Origin of the sequence: Streptomyces cinereoruber (genome assembly GCF_009299385.1) — a bacterium.
Classification (GTDB): Bacteria; Actinomycetota; Actinomycetes; order Streptomycetales; family Streptomycetaceae; genus Streptomyces; species Streptomyces bikiniensis.
Genome location: NZ_CP023693.1, coordinates 1,899,261 through 1,925,017, shown reverse-complemented (window position 1 = coordinate 1,925,017; position 25,757 = coordinate 1,899,261). Strand labels below are relative to the sequence as shown.

19 protein-coding genes and 2 pseudogenes are annotated in these 25,757 nt (G+C 75.6%); 9 read left to right on the top strand and 12 right to left on the bottom strand.

The window, feature by feature from the left end; translation table 11 throughout:
- Positions 1-53: 53 nt before the first annotated feature.
- From CP977_RS08485 to CP977_RS08470, 4 genes are all read right to left on the bottom strand, one after another.
- Positions 54-2,870, bottom strand: coding sequence for a SpoIIE family protein phosphatase (locus CP977_RS08485; RefSeq protein WP_062756648.1), 2,817 nt, complete (start codon positions 2,868-2,870; stop codon positions 54-56).
- Positions 2,867-4,933: a SpoIIE family protein phosphatase gene (locus CP977_RS08480; protein WP_062756649.1), complete on the bottom strand. Its 2,067-nt coding sequence runs from the start codon at positions 4,931-4,933 to the stop codon at positions 2,867-2,869. The genes CP977_RS08485 and CP977_RS08480 overlap by 4 nt, the downstream gene beginning before the upstream one ends.
- A gap of 100 nt (positions 4,934-5,033) precedes the next feature.
- Positions 5,034-5,420: a hypothetical protein gene (locus CP977_RS08475; protein WP_152371534.1), complete on the bottom strand. Its 387-nt coding sequence runs from the start codon at positions 5,418-5,420 to the stop codon at positions 5,034-5,036.
- A gap of 179 nt (positions 5,421-5,599) precedes the next feature.
- Positions 5,600-7,048: a peptidoglycan D,D-transpeptidase FtsI family protein gene (locus tag CP977_RS08470; RefSeq protein WP_062756650.1), complete on the bottom strand. Its 1,449-nt coding sequence runs from the start codon at positions 7,046-7,048 to the stop codon at positions 5,600-5,602.
- A gap of 233 nt (positions 7,049-7,281) precedes the next feature.
- Between CP977_RS08470 and CP977_RS08465 the strand changes: the two genes are divergently transcribed.
- Positions 7,282-8,358 carry a serine/threonine-protein kinase gene (locus tag CP977_RS08465; RefSeq protein WP_062757157.1) on the top strand — a complete coding sequence of 359 codons (1,077 nt, stop codon included), beginning with the start codon at positions 7,282-7,284 and terminating at the stop codon, positions 8,356-8,358.
- A 70-nt stretch (positions 8,359-8,428) separates the two neighbouring features.
- On the opposite strand, the gene CP977_RS08460 is transcribed toward CP977_RS08465, so the two are convergent.
- From CP977_RS08460 to CP977_RS34765, 4 genes and pseudogenes are all read right to left on the bottom strand, one after another.
- Positions 8,429-9,076: a response regulator transcription factor gene (locus tag CP977_RS08460; protein ID WP_079131351.1), complete on the bottom strand. Its 648-nt coding sequence runs from the start codon at positions 9,074-9,076 to the stop codon at positions 8,429-8,431.
- 92 nt (positions 9,077-9,168) lie between these two features.
- On the bottom strand, positions 9,169-10,407 hold the full coding sequence (locus CP977_RS08455) for a sensor histidine kinase (protein ID WP_062756651.1): 1,239 nt from the start codon (positions 10,405-10,407) through the stop codon (positions 9,169-9,171).
- Positions 10,404-10,586: a hypothetical protein gene (locus CP977_RS08450; protein ID WP_152369860.1), complete on the bottom strand. Its 183-nt coding sequence runs from the start codon at positions 10,584-10,586 to the stop codon at positions 10,404-10,406. Before CP977_RS08450 ends, CP977_RS08455 begins: the two co-directional genes overlap by 4 nt.
- Before the next feature lie 255 nt (positions 10,587-10,841).
- Positions 10,842-11,095 (bottom strand): annotated as a pseudogene (locus tag CP977_RS34765) (hypothetical protein); the annotation flags it as partial.
- Between the two features lie 152 nt (positions 11,096-11,247).
- On the opposite strand from CP977_RS34765, the gene CP977_RS08445 reads away from it, so the two are divergent.
- Positions 11,248-12,747 carry an aldehyde dehydrogenase (NADP(+)) gene (locus CP977_RS08445; RefSeq protein WP_152369859.1) on the top strand — a complete coding sequence of 500 codons (1,500 nt, stop codon included), beginning with the start codon at positions 11,248-11,250 and terminating at the stop codon, positions 12,745-12,747.
- A gap of 165 nt (positions 12,748-12,912) precedes the next feature.
- Positions 12,913-13,194 (top strand): annotated as a pseudogene (locus CP977_RS08435) (helix-turn-helix transcriptional regulator); the annotation flags it as partial.
- 32 nt (positions 13,195-13,226) lie between these two features.
- Here the strand turns inward: CP977_RS08435 and helR are convergent.
- Positions 13,227-15,407: an RNA polymerase recycling motor ATPase HelR gene (gene helR / locus CP977_RS08430; protein WP_152369858.1), complete on the bottom strand. Its 2,181-nt coding sequence runs from the start codon at positions 15,405-15,407 to the stop codon at positions 13,227-13,229.
- 201 nt (positions 15,408-15,608) lie between these two features.
- On the opposite strand from helR, the gene CP977_RS08425 reads away from it, so the two are divergent.
- From CP977_RS08425 to CP977_RS08415, 3 genes are all read left to right on the top strand, one after another.
- Entirely contained in the window at positions 15,609-16,085 is a 477-nt protein-coding gene (locus CP977_RS08425) for a GNAT family N-acetyltransferase (RefSeq protein ID WP_152369857.1), read from the top strand.
- A gap of 68 nt (positions 16,086-16,153) precedes the next feature.
- Positions 16,154-16,864: a DsbA family oxidoreductase gene (locus tag CP977_RS08420; RefSeq protein ID WP_152369856.1), complete on the top strand. Its 711-nt coding sequence runs from the start codon at positions 16,154-16,156 to the stop codon at positions 16,862-16,864.
- 178 nt (positions 16,865-17,042) lie between these two features.
- Positions 17,043-18,113, top strand: a complete 1,071-nt coding sequence (locus CP977_RS08415; RefSeq protein WP_062756656.1) for an aminotransferase class V-fold PLP-dependent enzyme — start codon at positions 17,043-17,045, stop codon at positions 18,111-18,113.
- Positions 18,114-18,335: 222 nt separating this feature from the next.
- Here the strand turns inward: CP977_RS08415 and CP977_RS08410 are convergent, their stop codons facing one another.
- A complete protein-coding gene (locus CP977_RS08410) occupies positions 18,336-19,436 on the bottom strand; it encodes a pyridoxal-phosphate-dependent aminotransferase family protein (RefSeq protein WP_109186090.1) in 1,101 nt (366 codons plus the stop codon).
- Between the two features lie 86 nt (positions 19,437-19,522).
- Here CP977_RS08410 and CP977_RS08405 point away from each other — a divergent pair, with 86 nt between their 5' ends.
- Positions 19,523-20,608 (top strand): amidohydrolase family protein, encoded by a 1,086-nt coding sequence (locus CP977_RS08405; RefSeq protein WP_062756657.1) that lies wholly within the window; start codon positions 19,523-19,525, stop codon positions 20,606-20,608.
- Between the two features lie 89 nt (positions 20,609-20,697).
- Here CP977_RS08405 and CP977_RS08400 read toward each other — a convergent pair whose 3' ends face one another.
- Complete coding sequence (locus CP977_RS08400) at positions 20,698-21,258, bottom strand: GNAT family N-acetyltransferase (protein WP_062756658.1); 561 nt, start codon at positions 21,256-21,258, stop codon at positions 20,698-20,700.
- On the bottom strand, positions 21,255-23,561 hold the full coding sequence (locus tag CP977_RS08395; RefSeq protein ID WP_062756659.1) for a penicillin acylase family protein: 2,307 nt from the start codon (positions 23,559-23,561) through the stop codon (positions 21,255-21,257). The genes CP977_RS08400 and CP977_RS08395 overlap by 4 nt, the downstream gene beginning before the upstream one ends.
- 90 nt (positions 23,562-23,651) lie before the next feature.
- Between CP977_RS08395 and CP977_RS08390 the strand changes: the two genes are divergently transcribed.
- Entirely contained in the window at positions 23,652-24,371 is a 720-nt protein-coding gene (locus CP977_RS08390; RefSeq protein ID WP_062756660.1) for a siderophore-interacting protein, read from the top strand.
- Positions 24,372-24,668: 297 nt separating this feature from the next.
- Positions 24,669-25,661 (top strand): SCO1860 family LAETG-anchored protein, encoded by a 993-nt coding sequence (locus CP977_RS08385; RefSeq protein WP_062756661.1) that lies wholly within the window; start codon positions 24,669-24,671, stop codon positions 25,659-25,661.
- Positions 25,662-25,757: the final 96 nt, after the last annotated feature.

The following is a 25,757-nucleotide window of genomic DNA, read 5'->3' as shown; positions in this document are numbered from 1 at the left end:
GGTCCTCACCAGGCCGGGTCCTCACCAGGCCGGGTCCTCACCAGGCCGGGTCCTCACCAGGCCAGGTCCTCCAGCGCGTCCAGGTCCGGCATCGCCGCCTCCGCCGGTTCGGGGCCGTCCGCGCCCGCCCGCAGTTCGGCCCAGATCGTCTTGCCGCGCCGGCCGTACCGCGTGCCCCAGCGCTCCGCGTACTGCGCGACCAGGTAGAGCCCGCGCCCGCCCTCGTCCGTCGCCGCCGCGTGCCGCAGGTGCGGCGAGGTGCTGCTGCCGTCCGAGACCTCGCAGATCAGCGTCCGGTCGTGGAGCAGCCGCACGCGCACCGGGTCCGCCCCGTACCGCACCGCGTTCGTGATCAGCTCGCTGAGGATCAGCTCCGCCGAGAACGCGAGCCCGTCGAGCCCCCACTCCGACAGCTTCGCCGCCGCCGCGTTCCGCACCGGCGACACCGCCGACGGGTCCCGCACCACCTCCCACTCGGCGATCCGCTCCCGGTCGAGCAGCCGGGTCCGCGCCACGAGCAGCGCGATGTCGTCGCGCGGCGCGGGCGGCAGGAGCGTCGCGAAGACGTCCGCGCAGGTCTGCTCCGGGCTGCGGTCCGGACGGGTGAGCGTGGACCGCAGCAGCCCGAGCCCCGTGTCGAAGTCCCGCCCGTGGTCCTCCAGGAGGCCGTCGGTGAAGAGCACCAGCTTGCTGCCCTCCGGCAGCCGCAGCTCCGTCGACGTGAACGCCGCCTCGCCCAGGCCGAGCCCGAGCGGCAGCCCCGGCGACAGCTCGGGGAACTCCACCCGCCCGTCGGGGGAGACGAGCGCGGGCCCGGGATGGCCCGCGCTCGCCACCGTGCAGAGCCCGGACGCCGGATCGTAGATCGCGTACAGGCAGGTCGCGCCGGTGATCCCCTCGTCGCGCCGCCGCCCCTCCCCGTCCGTCCCCTCCGACTCCCGGGGGTCGATCCGGCCCGTCAGCTCGTCCAGGTGGCCCAGGAGCTCGTCCGGCGGCACGTCCAGGGTCGAGAAGTTGTGCACCGCAGTCCGCAGCCGCCCCATCGCCGCCGCCGCGTGCAGCCCGTGTCCCACCACGTCCCCCACCACCAGCGCCACCCGCGCCCCCGGCAGCGGGATCACGTCGAACCAGTCGCCGCCCACCCCGGCCTGCGCCGGCAGGTAGCGGTACGCGACCTCCACCGCGCTCTGCTCCGGCAGCACCCGGGGCAGCAGGCTCCGCTGGAGCGACACCGCCATCGCGTGCTCCCGGGTGAACCGGCGCGCGTTGTCGATCGCGACCGCCGCCCGCGCCGCCAGCTCCTCCGCGAACGACAGGTCCTCCTCTCCGAACGGCTCCGGGGTGTCCGCCCGCCAGAAGTTCGCCATCCCGAGGACCACCCCGCGGGCCAGCAGCGGCACCGTGAGCAGCGAGTGCATCCCGTACGCGAGGGCCTGCGCCGCCCCCTCCGGGTCCTGCGCCCGCCAGCCCTCCGCCGCCGCCAGCTCCGGCTGCACCACCGCGTGCCCGGTGGCCAGGGCCATGGCCATCGGGGTGCTGGGGACGTCGAAGCGGACGGTGTCCCCGACCGGCTGGAGCGGCCGGTCCGGCCGCAGCCCGCTCAGCGCCGTCCGCCGCATCTCCGCCGTCGCGGCCGCCGTCTCCACGATCTCGGACGGCTCCTCGCCGCGCAGCACCGGCTCCAGGAGCTCCACCGTGACGAAGTCCGCGAACCGCGGCACCGCCACCTCCGCCAGCTCCTCCGCCGTCCGCACGACCTCCAGGGTCGTCCCGATCCGCACCCCCGCCTCGTAGAGGAGCTGGAGCCGGCCCCGGGCCACCGCCGCCCGGCCGGACAGCGCGGCCAGCTCGGTGGTGTCCCGCATCGTCATCACGCAGCCGGACTCGGAGCCGTGCGGCAGCGTGGGCCGCACGCTCACCGCGAGCAGCCGGTCGCCCGCCCGGTGCACCTCGTCGGTCGCCGCCTCCCCCGACTCCAGGAGCTCGACCGTCCGCGGGTCCAGACCCAGCTCCGAGACGTGCCGCCGCTCGGCCTCCGGCCCGAGGCCGAGCAGCCGGCGCGCCTCGTCGTTGGCGAGCAGCAGCCGGTGGTCGGAGTCGATGATCAGGACGCCCTCCCGGACGGCGTGCAGCACCGCCTCGTGGTGTTCCTTCATCCGGGTCATCTCGGCAGGCCCCAGGCCGTGCGTCTGCCGCCGCAGCCGCCGGCTCACCAGGGCCGCCCCGCCCACGGCCACCAGGAGCGCGCCGCCCGCTGCCCCGGCCAGCAGCGGCAGCCGGTCCTGGACGGCGTGCGCGATGTTCTCGACCTCGATGCCGCTGGTCACCATGCCGACGATCTTTCCCCGGTCGTCCACCACGGGGACCACGGCCCGCACCGCGTCGTTCGGCGCGCCCTGGAAGATCTCCGTGTACGACTCGCCGTCCACCGACGCCCGCGAGAGGTCGCCGACCGCCCTGCGGCCGATCAGGTCCGGCTGCGAGTCGGTGTACCGCATCCCGTCCGGCCCCAGGATCGCGATGAAGTCGAGCCGCGTGGCCCGCCGGATCGCCTCCGCCTCGTCCTGGAGCCGCGCCGTCGGATCGGGCGAGGCCAGCGCCGCGTCGATGCCGGGGGCGTTCGCCAGCGCCTCCGCGACCGCGAGCGAGCGGGCCCGCGCGTCCCGCTCGGTGTCCCGTCGCTCCTGGTAGAACGTGACGAACGCCGCCGCCACGATCACCAGGAGCGCGATCAGCGCCTCCAGGGCGAAGACCTGCCCGGCGACGCTCCGCAGCCCGGTCCCGCGCTTCCGCCCCTTCTCCCGCCGGGCCCGCTTCTGCCCCCGGGCGGTGCCGGGGCCCGGGCCGTCCCGCCGCCTCCGCGCGGTCATCCCGTGCTCCGGGCGATCAGGAGCGCCACGTCGTCCGGCGCCCCCGGCCGGCGCAGCGCCTTCAGCAGCAGGTCGCAGGTCTCCTCCAGGGGCCCGCGCGCCTCGTCGAGCAGGCCCACGAGCAGCGCGAGCCGCTCGTCGATCGCCTCGTCGCGGGTTTCGATCAGGCCGTCCGTGTAGAGCACCAGGCGGTCCCCGGGCCGGAACGGCACCCGGGCCGTCCGGAAGGTGCCGCCGCCCACTCCCAGCGGCACCCCGGTCGAGAGCCGCACCAGCTCGGCCGGGCCGTCCACCGGGACCCGCACGGGCGGCAGGTGCCCGGCGTTCGCGATCCGGCACCGTTCCCTGGCCGGGTCGTGCACGGCGAAGAGGCAGGTCGCGATGTAGTGCTCCAGGCCCTCCGTGATCCGGTCCAGGTGCCGCAGGACCTGCGCCGGGGACAGGTCGAGGTCCGCGAACGCGCAGGTCGCCGTCCGCAGCCGGCCCATCGTCGCCGCCGCGTCGATCCCGCTGCCCATCACGTCCCCGACGACCAGCGCCGTCTTGTCGTCGGGCAGCGGGATCACGTCGTACCAGTCTCCGCCGACCTCGCTCGACGCCTGCGCCGGCTGGTAGCGGGCCGCGACCTCCAGGCCCGCCCGCGCCGGCGGCGCTCCCGGCAGCAGGCTCCGCTGGAGCGTCACCGCCGAGTTCCGCACGCTCTGGTACCAGCGCGCGTTGTCGATGCTCACCGCCGCCCGGGCCGCCAGCTCCGTCGCGAGCAGCACGTCGTCCCCGTCGAACGGCAGCGCGTTGCGGTCCCGCTTGAGGTCGAGCGCGCCGAGCACCTCGCCGCGCGCGATCAGCGGCACCGCCAGGTACGAGTGGACCCCCGCCCTGGCCAGCATCTCCGCCGCCTCCGGGCTCCGCGCGATCCGGGGCAGGTCCTCGGGGCCGACCCGCTCCACCAGGACCGGCAGACCCGTGTGCACGCACCGGGTGACCAGCCGGTCCGCCCCGTACATCGCGACCGAACCCGGCGGGTCGGCGGCCGGCAGTGCCTCCGTGCGCCCCGCCGCCTTCACCGCGAGCGCCCGGAACAGCGCGGGCCCCTCGTCCGGCGCGCCGGGTCTGCGCAGTGACAGGACGGAGTCCAGGACGTCCACGGCCGCGATGTCCGCGAGCGCCGGCACCACCACCGAGGCCAGCTCGTCGGCGGTCCGCTCCACCTCCAGGGTGGTGCCGACCCGGGCCGAGGCGTCCGCGATGAGTGCGAGCCGCCGCCGGGACCGGTCCGCCTCCGCGTCCGCCCGGTGCCGCTCGGTCACGTCGATCACCGACGCCGCCACGCCCAGGACCCGGCCCTCGCCCCCTTCGAGGCGGTAGAACGACGCCGACCAGACGTGGTCGCGGTCCGGGTCCGCCGGGGTGCGGCCCATCGTGGAGTGGTCGAGCAGCGGCTCGCCCGACGCCAGGACCGTCCGCAGCACCTCCTCCATCCCCGGCGCGTCGATCCCCGGCAGCATGTCGGAGATCCGCCGCCCGGTGTGCAGCGCGGCCGGGATGCCGTTGATCCGCTCCAGGGCCGGGTTCACCAGCACGAAGCGGAGCGCGGTGTCGAAGACGGCGAGGCCGATCGGGGACTGGGAGACGAGCCGGTCGGAGAGGGCCAGCTCGGCCTCCACCCGTTCGACGACGGAGTGGTCGGCGGCGATCCCCAGGGCGTAGAGCCCGCCCAGGTCGTCGGTGAGCCGCATGTTGCGGAACTCGACCTGCCGGGTGGAGCCGTCCTTGTGCCGTACGGGGAAGGTGCCCGCCCAGGTCGTGCCGGCGGCCAGCACCTCGCCGAAGAGGCGCATCGCCTCCTCCCGGTGGTCGTCGCCGACGATCAGCCGGGCCACGTACTGGCCCAGGGCCTCCTCGGCGCGGAAGCCGAAGAGGGCCTCCGCCTGCGGGCTCCACAGCACGATCCGGCCGCGCGCGTCCACGACGACGGCCGCGACCCCGAGCACGTCGAGCAGCCCCTTGCCGTCCAGGGGCATCCCGACCCGCCCCGCCGTCCCAGGGAAGGAACCGGCCGTCACCCTGCCTCCTCCCGCCGCGCCCGCGCTTCTCCTCCATGCTCCCCGCCCGGAGGCCGCGCCGCACCTAGGGCGTGTCCGGCGGGTCAGGGCCGGGCAGGCCCTAGGAGACGTCCGTACCCTTCCCCTTCTCGTACCGCAGCGCGAGCCCCGTCACGAGCGCGCCTACGCCCTCCCACAGGCCCACGCCCAGGAAGCCGGCCGGGGCGCGGCCGGTGACGACGGCGAGGGTGAAGACCGCGCAGGTGAGGAGGCGGAAGGGGACCGTCCAGCGGAAGAACGGCTTCCAGTCGGCGAGCGCGGCCAGGACGTAGTAGACGCCCATGTTGAGCGCGGCCATCGAGGAGGCCGTCAGGAAGACCAGGGTGTGGTCGCCGTCCGCCCGCCCGCCGTCGGGCACCGGCTCGAAGCCCATGACCGTGAGCAGGGCGTCCGGGGCGACCAGGCCCACCACGCCGAGCGCGGCGGCGAGCACGCCGAAGACCGCCATGGTCCAGCCGGACAGGGAACGGGGCAGACGCACGGGGGTCCTCCGTGAGGGGGAAGCAGGGGGTACGGATCGAATGTGTGCTCGGGTGAGAGCGTGCCCCTGCATATCGCGTGACGGGGCCCGACGGCCAATCGGGCCCCGCCCGGCGTCACTTCGGCACCACCGCCGTCATGCCGCCGTCACTTCAGCGCCGCCGCCATCATCTTCTGCGCCACCGGGGCCGCCAGGCCGTTGCCGCTGACCTCGGAGCGGGCCGCGCCCGAGTCCTCGATCATCACCGCGACGGCGACCTGCTTCCCGGTCGCGGGGTCCTTGGCGTACGAGGTGAACCAGGCGTACGGCGTCTTGCTGTTGTTCTCGCCGTGCTGCGCGGTACCCGTCTTGCCGCCGACCTCCGCCCCGGCGACCGCCGCGTTCGTGCCGGTGCCCTCCTCCACCACGGTCACCATCGCGCTGCGCAGCTGCGCGGCCGTCGCGGAGGAGACGATCCGCCGGGTGTCCCCGTCCTCGTACGAGGTGAGCGCGTCGCCGTCGGAGTCGACGACCTCCGACACCATGTGCGGGGCCGCGAGGAGCCCGTCGTTGGCGATGGCCGCCGACACCATGGCCATCTGGAGCGGGGTGGCCGTCACGTCGAACTGGCCGATGCCGCTGAGCGCCGTCTGCGCCGGGTCCATCGTCGACGGGTACACGCTCGCGTACGCCCGGACCGGGACGTCGAGCTCGGCGTCGTTGAAGCCGAACCTCTCCGCCATCGCCCGCACCTTGTCCTGCCCCAGGTCGGCGGCCATCTTGCCGAAGACGTTGTTGCAGGAGTACCGCAGCGCGGTGCGGATCGTCGCGTTCTCGCAGGGCGCGGAGGCGTTCTCGTTCCGCAGCACGGTCCGGGTGTGCGGCAGCGTGTACGGGGAGGGGCTCTCCGTCGCCGTGTCCACCGAGCGGTAGAGGCCGTCCTCCAGGGCCGCCGCCGCGACGACCAGTTTGAAGGTGGAGCCGGGCGGCAGCGGCTGTCGCAGCGCCCGGTTGACCAGCGGCTTGTCCGGGTCGCCGGTCAGCTCCCGCCAGGCCGCTCCGTCGTTCGTCCCGGAGATCTTCGACGGGTCGTAGGACGGGGTGGAGGCCAGGGCGAGGATCCGGCCGCTGACCGGATCGACGGCGACGGCCGCGCCCTTCTTGTTCCCGAGCGCCCGGTAGGCGGCCTCCTGCACGGCGGGGTCGATCGTGGTGAGGACCGTGCCCGGCTCCCGCTGCTTGCGGGTCACCGCGTCCAGCGGGTTCTTCAGCCGGTCGTCGGTGCCGTCGAGGACGTCGGCGTAGATGCCCTCCAGCTGGGTGGAGCCGTACGCCTGCGAGCTGTAGCCCGTGACGGCCGCGTACAGCTCGCCGTCCGTGTAGGCGCGCCGGTACTCCAGGTCCGTCCCCTCCGTCCTCTTCGAGCCGGTGACCGGGGAGCCGGCCACGACGATGTTCCCGAGCGGCTGCGCGTACTGCGCGATCGTGTTCCGCCGGTTCTTCTGGTCGTCCGCGAGCGCCTCGGCCCGGTACGCCTGCACCCAGGTGGCCCGGCCCAGGAGGGCGAGCACGAGGAGCAGCACGAAGACCGAGGTGTGCCTGATCGTCTTGTTCATCGCACTGGTCGGGACGAACGGACCGGCGGCGGACGTTCCGGATGCGCCCCGTTTCTCAGCGAACCTTCATGTCCGGATCCGTTCGGTCGGTTGTGCGATCAGCTGTGTGATCGGGTGTGCGATCGGCTGCGTGATCGGCTGTGCGATCATGCGGAGGCCCCGGGGGAGGGGCCACGAGCACGCGGGAACACGGGGAGGGGCCGGTAGTGGGCGGGGAGCGGGACGGTTCGTCGGTGCCGGACGAGGTGTGGGAGGAGTTCCTCCGGACCTCGGCCGACGGCGCGGGGGACGCGCCGAAGGAGCCGTCCGCGCGGGCCCGCGAGACGGCGGCCCGGCTGCGGTCGGAGCCCGCGGAGCCCGTCCCGTGGCGCGCGCCGACGTCCGCGCCCGTACGGCCCCGGTCCCGGCCGAGGAAGGGCTGGTACGTGGCGGGGTTCGCGGCCGCCCTCGCCCTGCTGTTCGTGGCGGTCGATCCGGGAGGCCTCGTCGGCTGGTCCGGCGAAGGGGACCGGGCCGGCGCGCCCCTCGCGCAGGAGACGGAGCGGCCGACGGAGGCCCCTCCCGCCGAGGCGGACGGGCGGGCCACGCTCGCCGACCCGTTCCGGGGCTCCCCGGCCGCGCGCTGGGCGAGCGGCACGGCCGGCATCACCGTGCCCGCCGCCCGGGCCACCGGCTGGATGACGGAGCCGGAGGTGGCGCGGGCCCTCACGCGCACGCGTGACTTCCTCGCCGCGTCCCACCTGGACCCGGCGGTGCTGCGGGGCGCCCGCCCGGAGAAGGCGATCGCCCTGATCAACCCGCACCAGAAGGACGTCAGGACCTTCGTGGCGACCGCGCTGAGCAGGCCGGGCGAGGAGCACGACCCGCTGCTGCTCTTCAGCCGCTTCGACCCGGCGCAGGCCCGCCTCGTCGGGGACGAGGTCAGGACCCGGGGCCGGCTCTCCTACCGGGAGGGGAGGGACGGGGCCCTGGAGGTCACCGCCGACGTCACGTACGTGTACCCGGCCGCCCCGGCGGGCGGCGGTGACGAGGTCGTGCGGGTGATCGCGCGCCGGGAGACCGTGGTGAGCTGGGACGACCCGTCGAAGGTGACCACGGAGAAGGGGACCTTCACCCTCCTGTCGTACAAGCTCGACATGACCAACGGCGGCTGCGACGAATCCACCGGCTATTTCCGGCCGCAGTTCGGCGGGGGAGCGGCGGACACCGACCCGAACGGCGTCAGGGCCGACCCCTACGACCGCACGGCACCGCTGGGCGCGGGCGGGAACGGGGTCCGCGAGGGCTGCGGGACGGCCACCCGGTCGTAGCGGACCCCCGGGGGCCCGGGGACCCAGGGGTCCAGGGCTCGGGGGCTCGGACCCTCGGGGGCCCAGGGGCTCACCCCGTCCCCACGAACCCCGACTCGTACGCCAGGATCACCGCCTGGGTCCGGTCGCGGGCGCCCAGTTTCGACAGGACCGACGCCACGTGCGTCTTGACCGTGGCCGGGCCGACACCCATCCGGGCGGCGATCTCCGCGTTCGTCAGGCCCGTCGCCACCAGGCGCAGCACCTCCGCCTCCCGGTCGGTGAGCCGCGCGGCCCAGGGCGGTGCCGCCGCCGGCCCGCGGCGGGCGTGCTCGGCGGCCAGGCCGCGCACCGCCGCCGGGTAGAGCAGCGAGTCGCTCCGCGCGACCAGCCGGACCGCGCCCACCAGCTCCTCCGCCGCCGCCCGCTTCAGGAGGAAGCCGGCCGCACCCGCGCGCAGCGCGTCGTACACGTAGGAGTCGTTCTCGAAGGTGGTCACCACCACGATCCGGGGCGGCTCCGGCATCCCGGCGAGGATCTGCTCGGTGGCCCGGATGCCGTCGATCTCCGGCATCCGCACGTCCATCAGGACCACGTCCGGACGCACCGCCCGCACCACCGACACGGCCTCGGCGCCGGTGGCCGCCTCCCCGACCACCTCCAGGCCGGGCTCCGCGTCCAGGATGACCCGCAGGGCCGTCCGCACCATCCGCTCGTCGTCCGCGAGGACGATCCGCACGACCTGCCCGGGCCCCGCAGGGCTCACCGCCCGCCCCGCCTCCGCCGCGTTCACCGGGTCGTCCACCGGCTCGTCCCGGTGGCCGTCGGCGTTCACCGGGGGATCCTGGCCGCCAGGCGCCACACGCCGTCGGCCGGGCCCGCCCCCGTGGTGCCGCCGAGCAGGCGGGCCCGTTCCGCGATGCCGGGCAGTCCGCGTCCGCCGTGCGGGCGGGCGACCGGGGGCCGCTCGGGCAGGGGGTTCTCCACGACGATCTCCACTTCCTCGGTACGGACGTCGAGCCGTACGGTGACGGGCGCGCCGCCCGCGTGCCGGGCCGCGTTCGTCAGCCCCTCCTGGACGATCCGGTACGCCTCCCGCGACACCGCCTCCGGTACGGATTCCGGGGTCCCGGCCACGGCCAGCGCCACCCGCGGCCCCGCCCCGCGCACCAGCGCCTCCAGGGCGTCGAGCCCCGGGCCCACGCCCTCCGCGACCTCCTCGCCGCGCCGCAGCAGGCCGAGGGCCCGGTCCAGCTCCCCGACCGTGCGCCGGGTGGTCTCCTCGATCGCGGTCAGCGCCTCCCGTACGAACTCCAGGTCGGGGCCCTCGGCGTTCAGCACCCGGCGGGCCGCGCCCGCCTGGAGGGTGACCGCGCTCAGCGCGTGGCCGACGGAGTCGTGCAGCTCGCGGGCCAGCCGGTTGCGGGACTCCGCCTCCGCCGCGCGCCGCTCGGCCGCCGCCAGCAGGTCCGCCGGGCCGGGCCCGAGCAGCCGGGGCGCCCGCCGGGCGAGCAGGGCCCCGGTCGCGGCGGCGGCGCCCGCCAGGGCGAGCAGCATGAGCACGGCCGCCGGGACCGCCGCCCAGACCCACGGAAACCCGTCGAGCCCCCAGTACGCGCCGAGTTCGGACGCCCGGAGCGACGGCGAGAACGGCAGCGCCGCCACCGCCGCCGCGAACGGCGGCAGGGCCAGGCTCGCGCCGCTGACCAGGGCCCCGGCGCCCAGGTGGAGGGTGAACCAGCCCGCCGTCCGCGCCCTGGCCTCCCACCCGCGCGCCGGTCCGTCCGCGAACCGCTCGGCGGGCACCCCGCACAGCGTCCGGGCCGCCGCCACCGACATCGGCCGAGTCAGCGGGAAGAGCGCGGTGACGGCCGCGAGCGGCAGCCCCACCGCGTACGCCCCGAACTGCGTCCGGAGGTCGCCGCCGGTCAGCCCGCCCCCGCCGCCGAAGAGCCCCACGACCACGGTGCCGACCAGCCAGTACGGCATGAACAGCGCGCCGCCCAGGATCAGGTGCAGCCAGCGCAGCCTGGCCCGCCGCCCCAGGAGGGCCCCCGTCCACCGCCTCACGCCCCGGCGCCCCGCCGCCGCAGGACGACGGCCGCGCACGCGGCCAGGAGGAAACCGGTGATCATGACGCCAGCGTAGGACAGCCGGGTCAGGACGGTGACCCGCTCGGCGGGATCCGCCACGGGGAGCAGGGCGACCGGCGACATGGAGGCGCCCCAGCAGCCGGCGGCGACGACCACCAGCCCGCGCAGCCACCGACGGACGGGACCCGGCGGGGGATGCCGGGGTGGGGGAGGAGGTGTGACGTACGGTCGGTGTCATGCGTTCACGCTCCCGCGCGGGCCCCGGGCGCCGCCTCCTCCCGTACGGTGAACCGCCTCCGCCGCACGGGGGAGACGCCCACCTTCCGTACGGGCCTACGGTCCCGGTGCTCTCCCGCACGGCCTCCGCGGTCCCGGTGCTCTCTCGCGCAGGCACCACGGTCCCGGCGCTCCGAGCCGGCGGGTCGTCAGGTCCGGCCGGTCGCGCACGTCGAGGAGCGCGCCCCGGCTCGACCGCTCGCGAACCGGCGCGAGCCGCGCCACCGCCACCGCCAACAGCACCGCCACCGCCACCGGCACCGAGCGGTCGACTGCGTCCCGCACCAGCAGGGTCCGGTAGAGGATCGCGACGCCGAAGCGGCGCAGCCCGGCATGTTCTCCTCGCGGTCGACCGAGAACCCCCGCGCGCGGACGGCGCGCAACTCCTCTCCGCCCGCTCGCGCCGGCAGTCACCATGCCCCTCGCCCCTTCTCCCTCCGTCCGGCCACCCCTTGTGGAGACGGCCGGGCCGTCAATAGAGTCCATCGGAAACGCTTTCATCTGCGGGAATCGTGTTCAGGGCGGCGACAGGGGCGTGACGGTGGCGGCAGAACCGGTGTGGAGCGTGGACCCCCGGACGGGGAAGCCGCGCGAGCAGGTCGCGGTGGAGGCCACGGCGGAGGAGGTCGACCGGGCCGTCCGGGCCGCGCACGCCGCCCGGGGGGCCCTCGCCGACCGGGCCGCGCGGGCCGCCCTCCTCCGTACCGCCGCCGACCTCCTCGACGGGTCCCGCGACCACGTCGTGGAGGCCGCCGACGCCGAGACGGCCCTCGGGCCCGTCCGGCTCACCGGCGAACTCGCCCGTACCACCGCCCAGTTGCGGGCCTTCGCCGACACCGTCGAGGAAGGGTCCTTCCTGGACGTCCGGATCGACCTCCCGGACCCCGGCGCCGTCCCGCCCCGGCCCGACCTGCGCCGCTGGAAGGTCCCGCTCGGCGTCGTCGCCGTCTACGCCGCCAGCAACTTCCCGCTCGTCTTCTCCGTCCCCGGCGGCGACACGGCGAGCGCCCTCGCGGCCGGCTGCCCCGTGGTGGTCAAGGGCCACCCCGACCACCCGGCCACCTCCGAGCTCTGCGCCTCCCTGCTGCGCCGGGCCGCCGTCAAGGCCGGCCTCCCCGAGGACGTCGTCGTCCTCGTCCACGGCTTCGACGCCGGTGTGGCGCTCGTACGCCACCCGCTCGTCGCGGCGGCCGGCTTCACCGGCTCCGTACGCGGCGGCCGGGCGCTCTTCGACGCGGCCGCCGCCCGACCCGTGCCGATCCCCTTCCACGGCGAACTCGGCTCCCTCAACCCGGTCGTGATCACCCCCGCCGCCGCCGGGGAGCGGGCCGCCGAGATCGGCGCCGGGCTCGCCGCCTCCATGACCCTGGGCGCGGGCCAGTTCTGCACCAAGCCCGGCTTCGTCCTCGCCCCCGCGGGCGCGGCGGGCGACCGCTTCCTCGACGCCCTCACCGCCGGCGTCAGCGAGACCGAGCCGTCCGTCATGCTCGACCACCGGATGCGGGACGCCTTCGTCGCCGGGGTCGGGGAACGCGCCGCGCTCCCCGGGGTCGCCGCCCCCGTCACCCCGGGCGCGGGCGGCGCGCACACCGTCAGCGCCGGCGTCCTCGCGGTCGACGCCGGGCGGCTCGTCGCGGGCGGCCACCACCTCCTCCTGGAGGAGTGCTTCGGCCCGGTCACGGTCGTCGCCCGCTACTCCACCCGCGAGGAGGCCGCGGCCGTCCTGGACCTGCTGCCGGGCAACCTCACGGCCACCCTGCACACCACGGAGGCGGCCGACGACCCCGACGCGGCCCCGCTCCTCGCCGCCCTCACCCCGCTGGCCGGGCGCGTCCTCGTCAACGGCTGGCCCACCGGCGTCGCCGTCGCCGCCGCCCAGCACCACGGCGGCCCCTACCCGGCCACCACCTCCACCGCCACCTCGGTCGGCGCGACCGCGATCGAGCGCTGGCTCCGCCCGGTCACCTACCAGTCGACCCCCGACCACCTCCTCCCGCCGGAACTCCGCGACGGCAACCCACTGGGACTGCCGAGACGCTGAGCCCGCGGGCGCTGGGCCCTGTCCGCCGGACAGCCACTGGGGCGTGCGCGTCGGACTCCATCAGCCGGTGGGCGTCGGCGATCCGGTCCAGGCCGTCGAAGACCTCGGCTACCACCGGCGCGAGGGAGCCGTCGCGCAGCCCCGAGCCGATGAACCCGGCCGCCCCGCGCCCTCCACCAGGACCCCCGCCGGGGCGTGGACGGTCGAGGAGCTCGGCGGCCTCTTCCGCGCCGCGTTCGCCCGCCGGTTCACCGCCTCGTCGGCCGCTCGCCCCTCGCGTACCTCACCTGGTGGCGCATGACCGCGGCGGGCCGGCTGCTCCGCTCCGACGACCTCCCGCTCCGCGCGGTCGCCCAACGCTACGGCTGCTCCTCCGGGTTCGCCTTCGCCAAGGCCTTCAGGCGGGAGTGCGGGGTGGCGCCGGGGCAGTACCGCGGGAGCGCGTGACGGAGCACCGGGCAGGTCCGGCGCGCCCCGCGTCAGGCGCTCCCCAGGACCACGAGGCGCCGCGTCGCCCGGGTCATCGCCACGTACCGGTCCACCGCCCCCGCGACGCCCCCGCCGAACGCCTCCGGGTCGACGAGGACGACCAGGTCGAACTCCAGGCCCTTCGCCAGGGACGGGGTCAGGGACCGGACGCGGGGCCGCTCGCGGAACGCCGGGTCGCCGATGACGCAGGCGGTCCCCTCCGCGTGCTCCGCCAGCCAGGCGTCCAGGACCGCGTCCCGGTCCCCGACCGACCCGTACGCGACGGGGATCCCGGTGCGGCGGACGGACGTCGGGACGTTGGCGTCCGGGAGCGCGGCCCTGACGACCGGCTCCGCCTCCGCCATGATCTCCTCCGGCGTCCGGTAGTTGACGCTCAGGGAGGCCACCTCGATCCGGTCGAGCCCGACCCGCTCCAGACGCTCCCGCCACGACTCCGTGAAGCCGTGCCGGGCCTGGGCCCGGTCCCCGACCACCGTGAAGCTCCGGGACGGGCAGCGCGCGAGCAGCATCCGCCACTCCGCGTCGGTCAGCTCCTGCGCCTCGTCCACCACGACGTGCGCGAACGGCCCGGCGAGCAGGTCGGGTTCGGCTACGGGCAGCGCGCCCTCGTCGATCAGGCTCTCTTGGAGGTCCCGCCCGCGCAGCATGCCCATGGCGCCCTCGCTCTCGTCGATCACCATGTTCTGCAGCAGGCTCGCGGTGACCTCGGCCCGGCGTGCGCGCTCGGCCGCGACGGCGGCCTCGCGCCGGCGTGCGCGCCGCGACGCCTCCGGGGCGCCGAGCCGTCGCCGGGCCGCGTCCAGGAGCGGCAGGTCGGACACCGTCCACGCGTGCGCGTCCGTACGCCGCAGCCTCCGCACCCCGTCCGGGCCGAGCCAGGGGGCGCACAGGCGCAGATAGGCGGGGACCGTCCACAGGTCCCCGACCAGGTCGGCCGCCTCGATCAGCGGCCACGCGCCGTGCAGGGCGTCCGCCAGCTCCCGGTCCCGGCGCAGCGACGCCCGGAACTCGTCCTCCGGGACCTCCTCGCCGAGTCCGTCCCGCAGGATCTCGGCCAGCTCCTCCCAGATCTGCTCGCGCGCCTCGTTGTGCGGGGTCCCCGGCTCGGGCGCCTCGAACGCCCGCGCCCAGTCCCGGGCGGTCAGCCGGACCTCGCCCCAGGGGGTCGTGACCGTCATGACCCCGTCCGGGGGCGTCTCGTAGAACCGGACGGCCGTCTCGATCGCCTCCACCATGTCCGCCGAGGACTTCAGCGCGGCCGCCTCCGGGTCGGGCTCGGCCACCGCCTCCGCCCCCTCGGCGACGAGGTCCCGCAGCGTGCAGGTCCGCACCCCGTCCTCGCCGAGGCCGGGCAGGACGTCGGAGACGTAGTCCAGATAGGGCCGGTGCGGCCCGACGAACAGCACGCCGCCCCCGCGGCGCCCGAGGCGCGGGTCCGCGTGCAGGAGGTAGGCGGCGCGGTGCAGGGCGACGACCGTCTTCCCGGTCCCCGGACCTCCGTCGACGACGAGCGCGCCCTTGGAACCCGCCCGGACCACGGCGTTCTGGTCGGCCTGGATGGTGCCGAGCACGTCGCGCATCCGGGGCGAGCGCTCGCCGCCCAGGCTCGCGACGAACGCAGACTGGTCGTCCAGGGCCGCGTGCCCCTCCAGCCCTTCGGCGGTGAACACCTCGTCCCAGTAGTCGGTGATCCGGCCGCCGGTCCAGCGGTACCGGCGCCGGCTGGCGAGCCCCATCGGGTCGGCGTGGGTCGCCCCGAAGAACGGCTCGGCCGCCGGAGAGCGCCAGTCGACGAGCAGCCGGCGCCCGTCGCCGCCGGTGAGCCCGAGCCGCCCGACGTACACCGGCTCGGCGCCGTCCGCGCCGACCATCCGGCCGAGGCACAGATCGAGGCCGAAGCGGCGCAGGGTCCGCAGGCGCGCGGTCAGCCGGTGGATCTCGGCGTCCCGCTCCATCGCCTCGCGCCCGATGCCGCCGGGCGCCTTCCGCAGGGCGTCGAGCCGCCCGGACAGTTCGGCGACGGACCGTCCCAGGCTCTCCGCCACGACGGCGAAGTGCCGCTCGTCGGCGGCGACCAGCGCCGGGTCGGCCTTGGCGGAGAGCCGGTCGGGGAGGTCGAACGCGCTGAGCGCGGTGGAGGGGCGGAGAGGGGCGGACGAAGAGGTGGGCACGTGGCGGGTCTCCCGTTTCGCAGGGTCCGACCTGGGGCTTTCCCGGGCAGGTCGACGATTCTGCGGTACGGAGAGGGCCTTGCCGCAAGCCCCCCTGTGCGCTATACGTTGAGAGTGGCGAGGGGAGGGTCCACTCCCGTACGCGCGCCCGGCGCGGGAAGGTCCGGAACCGTCCCCCCGGCCCCCGCGTCCTGAAAGACCATGATCCGACTCGCGACCGAAGCCGACCTCGACGCCGTCGTCGCCCTCCACACCGAGGCGCGCGCCACCTACTACCGCGGCCACCTGCCCGACGCCGAGTTCCTCGGCCCCGAGGAGGTCGCCCGCTCCCGGGCGGGCTGGGCGGCCGCCGTCGGCCGCGGGATCGTCCTCTGCGCCGAACGGGACGGCGAGGTGGCGGGCGTCGCGGCCCACCGCGTGGACGACGGCGTACCCGTCCTCTCCCAGCTCCACGTGTCCCCCGCCCGGTGGCGCCGGGGCATCGGCGGCGAGCTCCACGACGCCTGCGTCGAGATCTGGCACGCCGCCGGAGCCCCCTGGGCCCGCCTGGAGGTCTTCGACAAGAACGAACGCGCCCGGGCCTTCTACGCGGCCCGGGGCTGGACCCCGGACCCCGAGACCCCGAGGAACGGCGACCACCTGGTGCTCCGTCTCACCCTCGGACCGCGGGAGGAATGAGGAATGAAGGGCGCCGGTGGGGCGTTCCCCCTGCGAACGCCCCACCACCACCCCTCGGAGAGAAACCCATGCGCGTCGAGATCTGGAGCGACATCGCCTGCCCCTGGTGCTACATAGGAAAGGCGCGCTTCGAGAAGGGGCTCGCCGCCTTCGCGCACCGGGACGAGGTCGAGGTGGTGCACCGCTCCTTCGAGCTCGACCCCGGCCGACCCAAGGGCGACACGGCCCCCGTCCTGGAGATGCTGGCGAAGAAGTACGGCCGCACCCCCGACGAGGCCCGGGCCATGGAGGCGCACGTCGCGTCCAACGCGCACGCGGAGGGACTCGACTACCGCACCGAGGGCCGCGACCACGGCAACACCTTCGACATCCACCGGCTGCTCCACCTGGCCAAGGCGCGCGGCCGGCAGGACGCGCTCCTCGACCTGGCCTACCGGGCCAACTTCGCGGAGGAGCGCTCCGTCTTCGACGCCGACACCCTGGCGGCGCTCGGCGTCGAGGCCGGCCTCGACGAGACCGAGGTCCGGGCCGTCCTCGCCGACGAGACCGCCTACGCCGACGACGTACGGCAGGACGAGCGCGAGGCCGCCGAACTCGGCGCCAACGGCGTGCCGTTCTTCGTCCTCGACCGCCGCTACGGCGTCTCCGGCGGCCAGCCCGCCGAGGTCTTCACCCAAGCCCTCGAACAGGCCTGGCAGGGCCGTGCCCTCCAGCCGCTCGGCACCGGCGCGGGCGCGGACGCCTGCGGCCCGGACGGCTGCGAGGTCCCGGGGGCCTGATCGGACCCGCCCCTGATCCGGCCCCGACCCCTCCCCGACCCGGCCCGGGCTTCGGCGTCCGCCGTCCCCGGGCCGGAGCCTCTTACCCCCTCTCACCTGCGGTGATAAGCCGCACTTGGAAGATCCCCCAGGTGGGGGAGCAATTGACGGGTGATCGTCGGGAATCCAGGGTGGGGGCATGGATTCCCTCGATCAGACGCTCGACCGGCCGCTCGGCGGCGCCGAGTTCGCGCCCACGAAGACCTATCTCAACACCTCCACCTGCGGGCTGCTGCCCCGCCGGACCGTCGAGGCCGTCACGCTCCTCGCCCAGGAGACCGCCGACGGGCGCCCCGGCGGCTCCGGGAGCTTCGAGATCGTCGCCGAGGCCCGGGCGACCTTCGCCCGGCTGGTCGGGACCGCCCCCGAGCGCGTCGCCGTCGGCAGCTCGGTCGCCGTGCACTGCGGGATGATCGCCCAGTCGCTGCCGGCCGGGGCCGAGGTCCTCTTTCCCGAGGGCGACTTCTCCTCCGTCATCACCCCCTTCACGGTCCGCGGCGACCTCAAGGTCCGCTTCGCGCCCCTGGAGCGGCTCGCCGCGTCCGTCCGGCCGGAGACCGACCTCGTCGCCCTCTCCGCCGTGCAGTCGGCGGACGGCCGGACGGCCGACCTCGCGGCGGTGCGGGAGGCCGCGGCCGCCCACGGCGCCCGCACCCTCCTGGACGCCACCCAGGCGGCCGGCTGGCTGCCGCTGCGGGCGGGGGAATGGGACTACACGGTCGCCGGCGGCTACAAGTACCTGCTCTGTCCGCGCGGGGCGTCCTTCCTCACCGTCACCGAGGAGGCGCAGGACTCGCTCCTCGCCATCCACGCCAACTGGGTCACCGGCGAGGACCTGTGGGTCAACAGCTACGGCCCGGTCCGCGAACTCGCCCGCTCCGCGCGCCGGTTCGACGAACCGATGGCCTTCCTCTCGTACCACGGGGCGGCCCGCTCGCTCGCCCTCCTCGAAGAGGTCGGCATCGAGCGGATCGAGGCCCACAACAAGGGGCTCGCGGCCCGCTTCCGCGCCGGGCTCCGCTCCCTCGGGCACGAGCCGGTCGCGGACGACTCGACGGTGGTCGCCGTCCCGGGGCTCGGGGACCGCGCGGACGCCCTGGAGAGGGCCGGCGTCCTGCTCTCGGTCCGCGCGGGCAACCTGCGGGCCTCCTTCCACCTGTACAACACGACGGCGGACGTGGACCGCGCCCTGAACGCCCTGGACGACTGACGCGCCGAGGTCCCGACACCGGGCGCCCGGACCCCCGTTCCGACGGCCGGGACCCGCCTGCCCGCCTGAGGGCCGGCGGCCCCTCCAACACCCCGGGCCCGCCACCCCCTCCGGCGGCGGCCACCGCGTCTCCACGGACTGTCCGGCGCTGTGACCGGCCGGGCGTACGCGGAGGGGGCGGGGTCCCGGTGTCGGGTCCCCGCCCCCAGCCCGTACAGCGTTCTACGCCCAGGCCTCCGTCACCGCCCGGCGCGCCCCCTCCAGGTCCACCGCGCGGCCCGTCTCGCCGAGCGCCGCGCCCAGGGCCGCGAGCGAGGACTGCACGGCCCCCGGGGTCGCGTCCACCCCGTAGTGGTTGACCCGGATCATCTCCCCGGACAGCGCGCCGCCGCCCGCGATCAGCGGCAGCGACGGGTCGGCCGCGAGCGCCTTCGCCACCAGCTCGGCGGCGTTCACGTCCGCCGGGGTGCGCAGCGTCGTCGCCACCGGGGCCGCGTCCCTCGCCTCGTACACGTACGGCTCCAGACCGCCGCCCAGCGCGAGCGCGCCCGCGCGGGTCGCGGCCGCCGCCGAGGCGTGCCGCGCCATCAGCGCGTCCAGGCCCTCCGCCTCGATCCGCTCCACACAGGCCTCCAGGGCCAGCATCTCCAGCTGCGCAGGCGCGTGCAGCAGCGCCTTCCGGCCGCCGTCGATCCAGCGCTCCTTCCAGTCCAGGAGCGAGAGGTACGAGCGGCGCGGCGCGGCCGGGTTGGCGGCGAACCGCTCCCAGGCCCGCGCGCTCACCGACACCGCGGACACGCCCGCCGGGCCGCCCATCGCCTTCTGCGCGCCGATGATGCACATGTCCACGCCCCACGCGTCCGGCAGCACCGGCTCCGCACCGATCGACGCCACCGCGTCCAGGTAGAACAGCGCCCCGTGGGCCCGGACGACCTCGCCGATCTCCGCGACCGGGTTGGTGTTGCCCGTCGCCGCCTCCGCGTGCACCAGGGACACGAAGTCGATCTCCGGGTGCTCGGCGAGCGCCCGCTCCACCTGCTCCGCCGTCACCGCCGTGTGGAAGGGCACCTCCAGGTCGACCACGGTCGCGCCGCAGTCCCGCAGCCAGTTCCCGAAGGTCTGCCCGTACGGGCCGGTGACCACGTTCAGCGCGGTCGAACCGGCCCGCGCCCCGCTCCGGATGCACCCTTCGAGCGGCAGCAGGGCCTCGCCCTGCGTGATCACCACGTCCTGCTCCGTGGAGAGCAGCGCGGCCACCCGCCGCTCGATCGACGCGAAGTGCGCGGCGGTCAGCGGGGCCAGGTCCAGGAGCGGGTGCGTCACGGTCACGGTGGTGCCTTCTCGGGTCGGTGGTACGGCCGTGGCCAGCGTACGCCCACCCCTCCCGCGCGCCCTCGTACAGTGCAGGCATGAGCGATCACGAGGTGTTGCACGTGCAGGGGCGGGTGCTCGTCGGCCCGGAGGACGTACGGGACGAACTCTGGTGCGTGGACGGGCGGATCACCTTCGAACGGCCCCCGGGGGAGGCCCTGACGGTGACGGGCTGGGCCCTGCCCGGGCTCGTCGACGCCCACTGTCACGTCGGCCTCGACCGGCACGGGCCCGTCGACGCCGACACCGCCGAGAAGCAGGCCCTCACCGACCGGGACGCCGGGACCCTGCTCCTCCGGGACGCGGGCTCGCCCTCCGACACGCGCTGGATGGACGACCGCGAGGACCTGCCGAAGATCATCCGCGCGGGGCGGCACATCGCCCGCACCCGCCGCTACATCCGCAACTACGCCCACGAGATCGAGCCCGCCGACCTCGTCGCGTACGTCGGCCGGGAGGCCCGCAGGAGCGACGGCTGGGTCAAGCTCGTCGGCGACTGGATCGACCGCGAGGTCGGCGACCTCACCGCCTGCTGGCCGCGCCCCGAGGTGGAGGCGGCCATCGCGGAGGCGCACCGGCTCGGCGCCCGGGTCACCGCGCACTGCTTCGCCGAGGACTCGCTCCGCGACCTGGTCGAGGCGGGCATCGACTGCGTCGAGCACGCCACCGGGCTCACCGAGGAGACCATCCCGCTCTTCGCCGAGCGGGGCGTCGCCATCGTCCCGACCCTGGTCAACATCGCGACCTTCCCGCACCTCGCGGACGGCGGCCGGGAGAAGTTCCCCCGCTGGTCGGCCCACATGCGCCGGTTGCACGAGCGGCGGTACGACACGGTCCGCGCCGCCTACGACGCGGGCGTCCCGGTCTTCGTCGGCACCGACGCGGGCGGCTCCCTCGCCCACGGCCTGGTCGCGGAGGAGGTCGAGGAGCTGACCCGGGCCGGCATCCCGCCGATCGACGCCCTCTCGGCCACCACCTGGGGGGCCAGGGCCTGGCTGGGCCGCCCCGCCCTGGAGGAGGGCGCCCCCGCCGACCTGGTCGTCTACGACGAGGACCCGCGCGCGGACGTCCGCGTCCTGGCGGCGCCCCGGCGGATCGTCGTCAACGGGCGGATCACGGGCTGACCGGCGGGCGGCCCGGGAGCGACGGGCGGCCCGAGAATCGGCCCGCCGGCCCGCCGGCCCGCCGGCCCGCCAGTCAGACAGTCAGCCGGTCAGCGGGTCAGGAACGCGAGCCGGGCCCGCTTCTCCGGCAGGAAGACCTCCGGCAGGTCCACCTCCGGCAGCACGACCTCCGGGCCCAGCTCGAAACCGATCCGCACCATGCGGGCGACGGCCTTCTCGTTGTCGGCGTCGGGCTCGACCACGACCCGCGTGCGGTCCTTCAGCGTGAACGCGATCAGCGCGGTGACGAGCCTGCCGGTGAAGCCCGGCTCCGGGGAGGCGTTCGGCGCGATGAGGAAGTGCACGCCGATGTCCCCGGGCAGCACCTCGTAGCACTCGCTCACCCGGTCGGCCTCGGGGTCGTACGTCTGGAGCAGGGCGACGGGCTCGTCGTCCCTGCTGACCAGGTAGCCGTGGTGGGTGGTGAGCGAGTCCAGGTGCGCGTAGATCTCCCGGACCTGCTCGACGGTGGTCCCGGTCATGCCCCAGAAGCGGGACCGCTCCTCGTTGACCCAGGCGTGCAGGAGCGGGGCGTCCCGGTCCGGGTCGACGGGCCTGATGGTGACGGTGCCGAAGCCCTCGACGGTCTGGACGTGAACGGCGGTGGTCATCCCTGCTCCTTGGTGAGGTACTGCCAGTCGGTGGTGACGGGGGCGAGCTCGCCCCGCAGCCACAGGGGGAGTTGGTCCTGGTGGTGGGGGTCGCCGGGCACGCCGGACGCGCCGAACGGGACGACCCATCCGCTGCGTTCGCGGTCGGCCAGGTCCCAGACGTAGCGGGCGGCGGAGGCGCGCGCGCTGCGGTCGGTCCAGCCGGGCACGCTGGACGTGGAGAGCACGCAGTCGTGGTCCCCGGCGAGCCCCGGCCACCGCGCGTCGTCGGGATCGGGCAGCGCCTGCCAGGGCGCGAGCCGGTGGGTGGTGCCCCAGGCGGCCGGCGGCTCCCCGGCCGCGACCTCCTCCAGGGCCTCGCGCACGATCCGGTCGACGTCCCCGGCGGGCACCGGCCCGGCCGTGAGCAGGGTCTCCAGGGCGAAGGCCACGCGCGGCCCGAGGGCCAGCCAGGGCCGGAACACCTCGGGGTACGGGGCGGGTTCGCGCAGCGCCGCGAAGGCCTCGTGCCCGGCGAGGCGGCGGACGACCGCGCCCCGGACGGCCGCGTACAGGCCGGCGTCGGTGCTCTCCGCGTCCATGCGCCGGTCCCAGGCGAGCAGCCGTTCCCGTACGGCCGAGGCGGCGGGGGAGAGGCCCGCCTCCGCGCGTCCGACCGCCGCGAGGAGGGGGGCCGCCGAGGGGTTGTCGGTGTCCCGGTGGACGGCGGTGACGGCCTGCGGGGTCCAGTCGGCCGAGGCACCGAGCAGCGCGTCGATCCGGTCCGCCCGGTGCGGCGGGGCGAACTCGACGCCCAGCGGCGCGGCCAGGCCCCGGGCGTTGGCCATCACGGCGTGCCCCCGGACCTCGGCGCGGGGGAGCGGGGCGGGCGCGTCCGCCCAGGCGTGCGCCGGATCCCAGGCGGGCACGGTACGCAGGGAGTTGAGCCGGTCCCGTACGGGGACGTGGCCGGCGACCCGGTGCAGCAGCCCGCCCCGGGTGTCGGCCGCCTGGACCACGTTCACCGGCTCGACCCAGCCGTCGAGCGCCGCGTCCACGTCCCCGACGGTCCGGGCGCGCAGCAGCGCGGGCAGCACCCCGAAACCGAGCTCCCCGGTGACCCGGGGCGGGTGGCGCAGGGCGAGGACCTCCCAGCCGCGCCCCTCGCTGTCGTGCCCCTCACCGGGGCGGCCACCCTCCGGGGCGCCGTCGGTCGGGCCGTCCTCGGGGGCTCCGCCGACCGGGCCGTCCGCCAGGGCCCCGCCCGCCGGACCGTCCACCGGCGCGCCCGCCGCCGGGCTGTCGCCCGCCGTCCGGGCGTCCGCGGGGGCGTTGCCGACCGGGGTTCCGGCTTCCGGGGTGCCGCCGACCGGCCCGCCTTCCGACCCCCCGGCCTCCGGCTCCTCCTCCACGCCGACGATCACCGGTCCCCGGTCCGTCTCGATCACCTCGATCACGACCGGGTCCCCGCCCGCGACCTCGATCGTCTCCGTGTGGGCGGTGGCCGGGCGCCAGCCCTCGGGGCCGAGGGCCTCCACGCCTCCGTCGGCCAGCCGCCGCAGCCGCTCCCGGTACACGTCCTGGTAGTCCGCCATCGCGTTGGTGATCGCCCAGGCCACCGGCCCGGTGTGGCCGAAGTGCGCGAGGCCGGGGATGCCCGGCACGGCGAGGCCCACCACGTCGTACGCGGGGCAGGCGAGCCGGATCTGCTGGTAGACGCCCGGCGCCTCGATGAACCGGTGCGGGTCGCCGGCCACCAGGGCCGCCCCGCTCGCGGTCCGCTCGCCCGCGACCACCCAGCCGTTGGAGCCCGCGGTGCCCGGCCCGTCCGTCGCGAACAGCTCCGTCCACTCCTCGCCGAGCCGGCGCGCGACCTCCTCCCGCCACAGCTTGGTGGGGAAGCCCGCGAAGAGGATGTGGGTCGAGAGCCAGACGGCGAGCGGCGTCCACGGCTCCCAGCGGCCGGGCGCGAGACCGGTCTCCGCGAACTCGGGCGCGCGCCGCGCCCCCTCCGCCAGACCGTCGTTGACCCCGTCCACGTACGCGCGCACCCACGCGGCCGTCGGCGCGTCCGCGCGCTCCAGGCGGGCGAAGCAGAGGCGGGCGGTGTCCGCGAGCCGGACCCGCCGGGCGAAGACGTCCCAGCCGAGCTCGGCGGCGCCGAGGAACGCGGCCGTGGTGCCCTGGGCCCGGTGCCGCTCCACCTCCAGCTGCCAGGCGCGGTCACGGGCGGTGACCCGCCCCTGGGCGAAGGCGAGTTCGTCCGGGTCCCCGGCCCGCAGATGCGGAACGCCCCAGGCGTCCCGGTAGACCTCGATGCTCACGGAGAAATTCTCCCGTCCCTGCTTTTCCATAAAATCTTAGGTTAGGCTGACCTAAATTAATCTACAGTAATCACAGGGGAGGGGATCACGGTGGGTCATGGCTGGCAGGGCGCCGTCCTCAAGTTGATGCGCGGCAAGGACTTCACGTTCACCGTGACGGGCGCCGAGCAGGTCACCGAGGACTACCGGCGGGTGCACTTCACGGACGGCGGCCTCCTCGCCGCCGCCGGGGTCCACCCGACGATGTGGGTCCGCATCTGGTTCGACGGCGGCGGCAAGCCGCACCAGCGCGCCTACACGCTCGTCGACCCGGACGCGGAGGCCGGCACCTTCAGCCTGGAGTTCGCCCTCCACGAGGGCGTCGCGAGCCGCTGGGCCCGGGACTGCGCCGCCGGCGACACCGTGGAGGCCACCCTCCAGGGCACCGGCTTCGAGGCCCCCGACCCGCTGCCCGGCCGGCTGCTCGTGGTCGGCGACTCGGCCTCCCTGCCCGCGATCAACTCGCTGCTCGACGCCTTCCCGGACCTCCCGGCCACCGTCTGGTTCGAGACCCAGCACGCCTCCGACGCCGAACTGCCGTTCCGCGTCGACCCCGAGCGGCACGACCTGCGCCGGGTGCCGCGCGAGAAGGGCGGCGCCGAGCTCGTCGCCCGCGTGAAGGCCGAACTGCCCGCGCTCGCCGGCACCGCCCCGTACGTCTGGATCGCCTGCGACACCACGACCACCCGCACCCTCGGCACGTACGCGCGCAAGGAGCTCGGGCTGCCCAAGGAGCGCGTCCACGCCCTCGGGTACTGGCGCGACAGCTGAACGCACCGGGTTGACGATCCGTTACCCCGGCGCGGAACCGGTCGTTCACATCCTCGCCCGCCGTCCCCGCTCGCGCCCCTTCGTACGAAACACGCGGGACGAGCGGGAACGGTTGTAGCGAAAACAATCGAAAATGAACGCGGAAACCCCCCTTTGGAGTGAACTGGCGTCAGGTGACTGCCGGTTCACTCTCCGTGCGTAAAGATTCCGGTGTCCCAAGTCGCCGGACCGCGCCGAGCCACCGTCCCCGTGGTGAGCGGCCGGCGACGCCATGTCTCCTGTGGGGGTTCCACCACCTTGAACAGCAACACCTTCCGCATGCCCGTACGCCGTTCCGCGGCCGCCGCGACCGTCGCCGTTCTGGCCGTCGGCCCGGTGCTCCTCGCGGCCCCCGCGGCGCACGCCACGGGCGGCGAAGGGCGCGCCACCGCCGTCGTCCTGCGGACCGGCCTCGACGTCTCCCTCCTCGACAAGACGGTGAACGTGCCGGTCCGGGCCTCCCTCAACGAGGTCCAGGCACCGAAGAGCGAGAACGAGACCGCGCTCTCCGTGAAGGTGCAGGGGGCCGAGAACGGCAAGCCGGTCGACATCCTCAAGGCCGACGTCGCCACCTCCGAGGCCACCGTCGACGAGAAGAAGGCCGAGGGGCACGTCAACCTCGTCAAGGCGCGCGTGCACGTCCCCGGCCTCCCCCTGCTCTCCCTCATCGAGGTTGAGAAGGTCACCTCCAAGGCGCTGTGCGAGGTGGGGAAGCAGCCGGTCGCCGAGTCCAACGTCCTCGGCCACGTCACCGTCCTCGGCAAGAAGACCACCCTCTCCGCGGCCGGCCGGACCCAGGTCACCGTGCCGAAGGTCGGCGAGGTCACCCTGGACCTCTCCCGCACCTCCACGACCTCCCGCACCGCCGCGGCGACCGCCCTGGAACTCGACGTGGAGGTCAACCCGCTGAAGCTGGGCGTCGCCGAGGTCAAGGGCAAGGTGACCCTCGCCGAGGCGACCTGCGAGACGCCCGAGGGCACGAAGCCGACAGAGAAGCCCACCGAGAAGCCGACGGAGCGGCCCACGCAGCAGCCCACCGACCGGCCCTCCGAGCAGCCGGAGCCCTCCGCCGAGCCGAGCGACGACAGCGGCATCACCACCAACAACGGCGGCGGCGCCCCCACCCAGAACCTCGCCGAGACCGGTGGCAGCTCCACCACCCCGTACATCGCGGCCGGGGCGCTCGCCCTCGTCGTGGCCGGCGGCGGCGCGCTCGCGCTGACCCGCTCGCGCGCCCGCGCGCGCGGCTGACGGCCCGAGGGGGAGGCGCCGGGGGCGCGGGGGAAGCAGGACGGCGGGGCCCGGGGAGGGCGGCGGTGACGACACCGCCCTCCCCGGGCCCCGGCC